Annotated in this window: 8 protein-coding genes; all 8 read right to left on the reverse strand. The window is 75.4% G+C overall.

Annotated elements, in window-relative coordinates; all coding sequences use genetic code 11:
- A partial coding sequence (locus tag Mterra_RS19010; protein ID WP_147372950.1) for an adenosylcobinamide-GDP ribazoletransferase occupies positions 1-544 on the reverse strand: 544 nt, incomplete at its 3' end.
- Positions 544-1,203 carry a histidine phosphatase family protein gene (locus Mterra_RS19015; RefSeq protein ID WP_170159745.1) on the reverse strand — a complete coding sequence of 220 codons (660 nt, stop codon included), beginning with the start codon at positions 1,201-1,203 and terminating at the stop codon, positions 544-546. The genes Mterra_RS19010 and Mterra_RS19015, both read right to left, overlap by 1 nt.
- Before the next feature lie 67 nt (positions 1,204-1,270).
- On the reverse strand, positions 1,271-1,477 hold the full coding sequence (locus Mterra_RS19020) for a C1orf53 family protein (protein WP_119316560.1): 207 nt from the start codon (positions 1,475-1,477) through the stop codon (positions 1,271-1,273).
- A gap of 7 nt (positions 1,478-1,484) precedes the next feature.
- A complete protein-coding gene (gene cobT / locus Mterra_RS19025) occupies positions 1,485-2,555 on the reverse strand; it encodes a nicotinate-nucleotide--dimethylbenzimidazole phosphoribosyltransferase (protein ID WP_119316561.1) in 1,071 nt (356 codons plus the stop codon).
- 19 nt (positions 2,556-2,574) lie between these two features.
- A complete protein-coding gene (cobU, locus tag Mterra_RS19030) occupies positions 2,575-3,114 on the reverse strand; it encodes a bifunctional adenosylcobinamide kinase/adenosylcobinamide-phosphate guanylyltransferase (RefSeq protein ID WP_176582558.1) in 540 nt (179 codons plus the stop codon).
- Entirely contained in the window at positions 3,104-3,664 is a 561-nt protein-coding gene (locus Mterra_RS19035; protein WP_245971698.1) for a histidine phosphatase family protein, read from the reverse strand. Before Mterra_RS19035 ends, cobU begins: the two co-directional genes overlap by 11 nt.
- Positions 3,661-4,026, reverse strand: coding sequence for a hypothetical protein (locus tag Mterra_RS19040; protein WP_245971699.1), 366 nt, complete (start codon positions 4,024-4,026; stop codon positions 3,661-3,663). Before Mterra_RS19040 ends, Mterra_RS19035 begins: the two co-directional genes overlap by 4 nt.
- A partial coding sequence (locus tag Mterra_RS19045; RefSeq protein WP_147372951.1) for an ABC transporter ATP-binding protein occupies positions 4,023-4,613 on the reverse strand: 591 nt, incomplete at its 5' end. The genes Mterra_RS19040 and Mterra_RS19045, both read right to left, overlap by 4 nt.

Raw genomic sequence — 4,613 nt, forward strand, 5'->3', positions numbered from 1 at the left:
ATAGGGCCAGGGCGGGGAGGGTGAAGAGCAGGGCCGGGGCGAGGCGGCCTTCCCTCGAGCGCGCCCCCAGGCCCTCGGGGCGGGCGGCGGGGTAGAGGTTCATGGGCACCAGCAGCGCGAAGCGCGCCACGGCCGGGAGGCACAGCAGCAGCCACGGGGAGGGCCCGGAGGCCAGGAGCTGCCACTTGAGCAGCAGGTGCACGAAGCCCACCCCGAAGGCGAAGCTGCCCAGGTGCACGTCGGAGAGGATCTTCAGGCGCTGTTCGGGGGAGCGCATCGCCAGCAGGGCGTCGGCACAGTCGAGGAGGCCGTCGAGGTGGAGCATCCCGGTGAGCCCCAGCCACACCGCCAGCAGCAGCACGCCCTGCAAGCCGTCGGGCAGGGGCTGGGTGAGCCAGGCGGCCAGGGCCAGCGCCCCGCCTATGCAGTACCCCGCGACCGGGTAGAAGGCCGAGGCGGCCCGCATCTCCCCGGGCCGGACCTCGCCCAGGCTGGGCACGGGGAAGGTGGTGAGGAAGCCCAGGGCCAGCCAGAAGGGGCGCATCAGGCCACGAGGTCGGCTTGCAGGGCCTGCAGGTGCGCGGTGAGCGGCGGGCTGAAGAACAGCTCGTCGCCCGCGCCCAGGTGCATCCTGACGACGGAGGCGTTGGGGATCTTCAGCGACTCCATGAAGCGCAGGAACTGCTGCATGGCCTTGGAGTCCAGGACGGTGGGGCGGGCGAACTGGGTCCAGAGCACGGCCCGGATGAAGGCGGCGTGCGAGAAGACCACGACGTAGCGCTCGGGCCGGGCCCGCAGCCGCTCGAGCGCCCCCTCCACCCGCCCGATGAACTGCACGAACGACTCGGCACCCTCCCCATCGACGCGGTGGGGGTCGAGCAGGCCGAAGTGGCGCTCGGCGTAGACCTCGCGCTCGAGGAAGGTGGTGTCGCGGCGGCGCTCGTCGGCGAGCCAGGTGTACTCGTGCACCGGCCACTCCTCGTGCAAGGCCAGCGGGAAGCGCTCGAGGGCGGGTTCGGCGGTTTGGAGGGTGCGGACGTAGGGCGAGGTGACGATGAGCTCGGGCTCGCGCTCCAGGGCCCCGGCCACGCGGCGGGCCTCGAGGCGGCCCAGCGCGGTGAGGGGGTTGGAGCGGTTGTCCCGGGTGCGCAGCCCCGCGTTGGAGGCGCTCTGGCCGTGGCGGATCCACCAGACTTCCTTCACGCCTCGGATTCTACCCTGTGACCCTACCGTTTCGTCCCTGGACGCCGCTTACAGTCCCGGCGGCGGGCTACCGCTTGCCCGCCGCCTCGTCCTCAGGGTTCACCGGCAGCCCGGCCAGGCGGCGGCGGATGGCCTCGGCCTGCACCTCGGGCGGGTAGGGGCAGTGGCGGCACCTCGAGCCGCAGCAGTGGCCGCGCTTGAGGTGGTAGGCCGCCGTGAAGACGTAGAGGCCGCCCTCCAGGTAGTAGTCCTCGCCCTCCTTGAGCTTCGCCATCGCGCCCTCAGCCCCGCTCCGCAGCCGCAGTCTGCCCGACGCCGGCCTCTTCGAATGTAGCCATGCCCGCCAAGACCCGCGCCGCCGCCCGCAGCACCGGGAAGCTCAGCACCGCCCCCGTGCCCTCGCCCAGGCGCAGGCCGAGCTCGAGCACCGGCCGCAGCCCCAGCGCCCGCAGTTGCAGGGCGTGGCCCGGCTCGGCCGAGCGGTGGCCCGCGAAGAGGTACTCCCGCACCGCCGGGCACAGCCGCACCGCCGCCAGCGCCCCGGCCGTCACCGGGAAGCCGTCGGTGACCAGGGGCACCCCGGCCTCGGCCCCCGCCAGGAAGACCCCGGCGGCGGCCGCGACCTCCAGGCCGCCCAGCTCGGCCAGCACCGCCAGGGGGTCGGCCCGGGCGAGGTCGCCCAGCGAGCGCGCGGCCCGCTCGAGCCCCTCCCCCACCACCCGCACCTTGTGGCGGTAGCGGGCCTCGTCCACGCCGGTGCCGGGCCCGGTGACGGCGGCGGCCTCGAGGCCCAGGAACGCCGCCGTGAGCGCCGCCGCCGCCGTGGTGTTGCCGATGCCCATGTCCCCCGCGGCCAGCAGCGTGGCCCCCTCCCGCAGGGCCCGCCGCGCCGCCTCCATGCCCGCCTCGAGGGCCTGCTCGGCCTGCGCGCGGGTCATGGCGGGCTCGAGGCGGAGGTTCCCGCTCCCCGGGCGCACTTTGGCCGCGATCAGGCGCTCGTGCGCGGGGAGCTCGGCCCGCACGCCCACGTCCAGCACGTAGACCTCGGCCCCGGCCGCCTGCGCGATCTGGTTGACGGCCGCCCCGCCCCGCAGGAAGTTGAGCACCATTTGGCCCGTGACCTCCGCCGGGTAGGCCGAGACCCCCTCCGCCGCCACCCCGTGGTCGGCGGCGCAGACGACCACGGCCCCCGCGCCCAGCTCGGGGCGCAGGCTCCGCCGGATCGCCGCCAGCCGCACGCCGAGTTCTTCCAGGTAGGCCAGGGCCCTAGGGGGCTTGGTCAGTTGGTCGTGGCGGGCCCAGGCGGCCTCGAGCCATCCGGGATCGACGGGGGAAACCTCGGGCAGTCGCATGCGGTCACCTCATCACTCGTCACTTCAGCCTCAGCGGCAGGCCCGCGACCATCAGGTACGCCGCGTCGGCCTCGCGGGCGAGGCGGGCGTTGGCCCAGCCCAGCAGGTCGCGGTAGCGCCGGGCCAAAGGGTTGTCGGGCACGATGCCCAGGCCCACCTCGTTGGTCACGACCAGCAGGCGCTTGCCGGTCTCGAGGCGGGCCCGCAGCAGCCCCTCGAGGTGCGGGCGCAGCGCCTCGGGGGTTTCCACCGGGTCCGGCTCGCGCAGCAGCAGGTTGGAGACCCACAGCGTCAGGCAGTCGAGCAGCACCACGCCGTGGCGGGCGCGGCGCAGGGCCGCCGCAACGTCCAGGGGCTCCTCGAGGGTCTCCCAGGCCGGGGGCCGCTCCGCCCGGTGGGCCGCGACGCGCCGCTCCATCTCGGGGTCGAGGGCCTGGGCCGTGGCGATGAAGCTCACGCCCTCGCCGCCCAGCGCCCGCGCCCACCCCTGCGCGGCCGTGCTCTTGCCCGCCCGGGCCCCGCCCGTGACCAGGACCAGCCCCGCGTCCTTAAGCTCCACCCCCGGCCTCCTCCCCCCGCACGAAGCGCACCCGGCGGGCCGTCCAGTCGAGCCCCACCACCGCGCAGGGCGGCAAAAGGCGGTCCTGGTCGAACTCGCGCAGCACCAGGCGCAGCACGCCCCCGTGGGTGAAGACCAGGTGGCGGCCCCGCGGCAGCGCGTCGAAGGCGCCGTAGACCCTCGAGCGCATCCCGGCCGTGGACTCCCCGCCCGGGGCCGCGAAGCCGTCGAAGGCGAGCAGGGCTTGCCGGTGGGCGTCGTCGAGCTCGGCCCAGCGCAGGCCCTCGAGCGCGCCGAAGTTCAGCTCCCGCAGATCGGGCAGCACCCGCTCGGGCTCGCCGTAGGCCAGCCGGGCGGTTTGGACGGCCCTGGCGAGGTCGGAGGCCACCGCCCCGTCGAAGCGCTCGGCGGCGAGGAGGGGGGCCAGGGCCCTCGCCTGGGCCTCGCCGAGTTCGCTCAGCGGCACGTCGCTCCAGCCCGTCAGGCGGCCCTCGGCGTTCCACACGGTCTGCCCGTGGCGCACCAGCCACAGCTCCACCCTCCCGCTCACGGCCCCTCCCCCGGCGTCACCACGGCGTAGAACGGCGTCTCGACGAAGGGCGGGGGCCCCTCGAGGTAGACCCGCAGGCCGGGCAGGCGCAGCACGCCCTCCTCGAGGGTGAACTCGAGGGGGTCGGCGTCGAGGACGTAGGCCAGGCTCTCGCCGGGGGGCACCCCGGCCCGCAGCAGGCGCAGTTGGGGGAAACCTCGCCCCTGCCGCGAACACTGCCCCACCTGGCCGCGCAGCACCGCCACGTAGCGGGCCAGGGCCGGACCGTCCTGGGTCTCCAGGCGGCGCACCTCGCCCAGGTCGAGCAGCAGCAGCTCGCCGGTCACCTTGAGGCTGGTCCGGTGGGCCTCGAGCACGTTCACCCCAGCAACACCACCGGGCGGCCGTCCACCTCGCGCACCCGCACCATCGGGCCGTAGACCCGCGCCAGGAGGTCCTCGCGGATCACCGCGTCCGGCGGGCCCTCGGCCACCACGCGCCCATCGGCCAAAAACGCCACCCGGTCGGCTTGGCGGGCCAGGTTGGGGTCGTGCAGCACGGTCAGCACCCCGATCCCCTGGGCCCGCAGGCCCGCCAGCAGGCACAAGAACTCGGCCTGGTGGTGCAGGTCGAGGTGGGCGGTGGGCTCGTCGAGCAGCAGGTAGTGGGGCCTCGAGGCCAGCGCCCGCGCCAGCATCACCCGCTGCCGCTCCCCGCCCGAGAGGGTGCCGAGCAGGCGGTGGCGGAACTCGGCCACCTGCGTCTGGGCCAGCGCCCAGCCCACCGCCTCGGCGTCGGCGCGGCCCTCACGCCCCAGCAGGCCCAGGTGGGGGGTGCGCCCCAGCCGCACGACCTCCTCGACGGTGAGCTCCTCGGGGTAGGGGCCGTTCTGCGGCACCAGGGCCAGGCGCTGCCCGCGCGCCCAGGAGGACCACGCCGCCAGGGGGCGCCCCTCGAGCTCCACCCGCCC

Source organism: Calidithermus terrae, assembly GCF_003574345.1.
Taxonomy (GTDB): Bacteria; Deinococcota; Deinococci; order Deinococcales; family Thermaceae; genus Calidithermus; species Calidithermus chliarophilus.

Excerpts from the sequence above, each read along its gene's own strand:
- Mterra_RS19020 (WP_119316560.1), bottom strand. The coding sequence starts at position 1,477 with ATGGCGAAGCTCAAGGAGGGCGAGGACTACTACCTGGAGGGCGGCCTC.
- cobT (WP_119316561.1), bottom strand. The coding sequence starts at position 2,555 with ATGCGACTGCCCGAGGTTTCCCCCGTCGATCCCGGATGGCTCGAGGCC.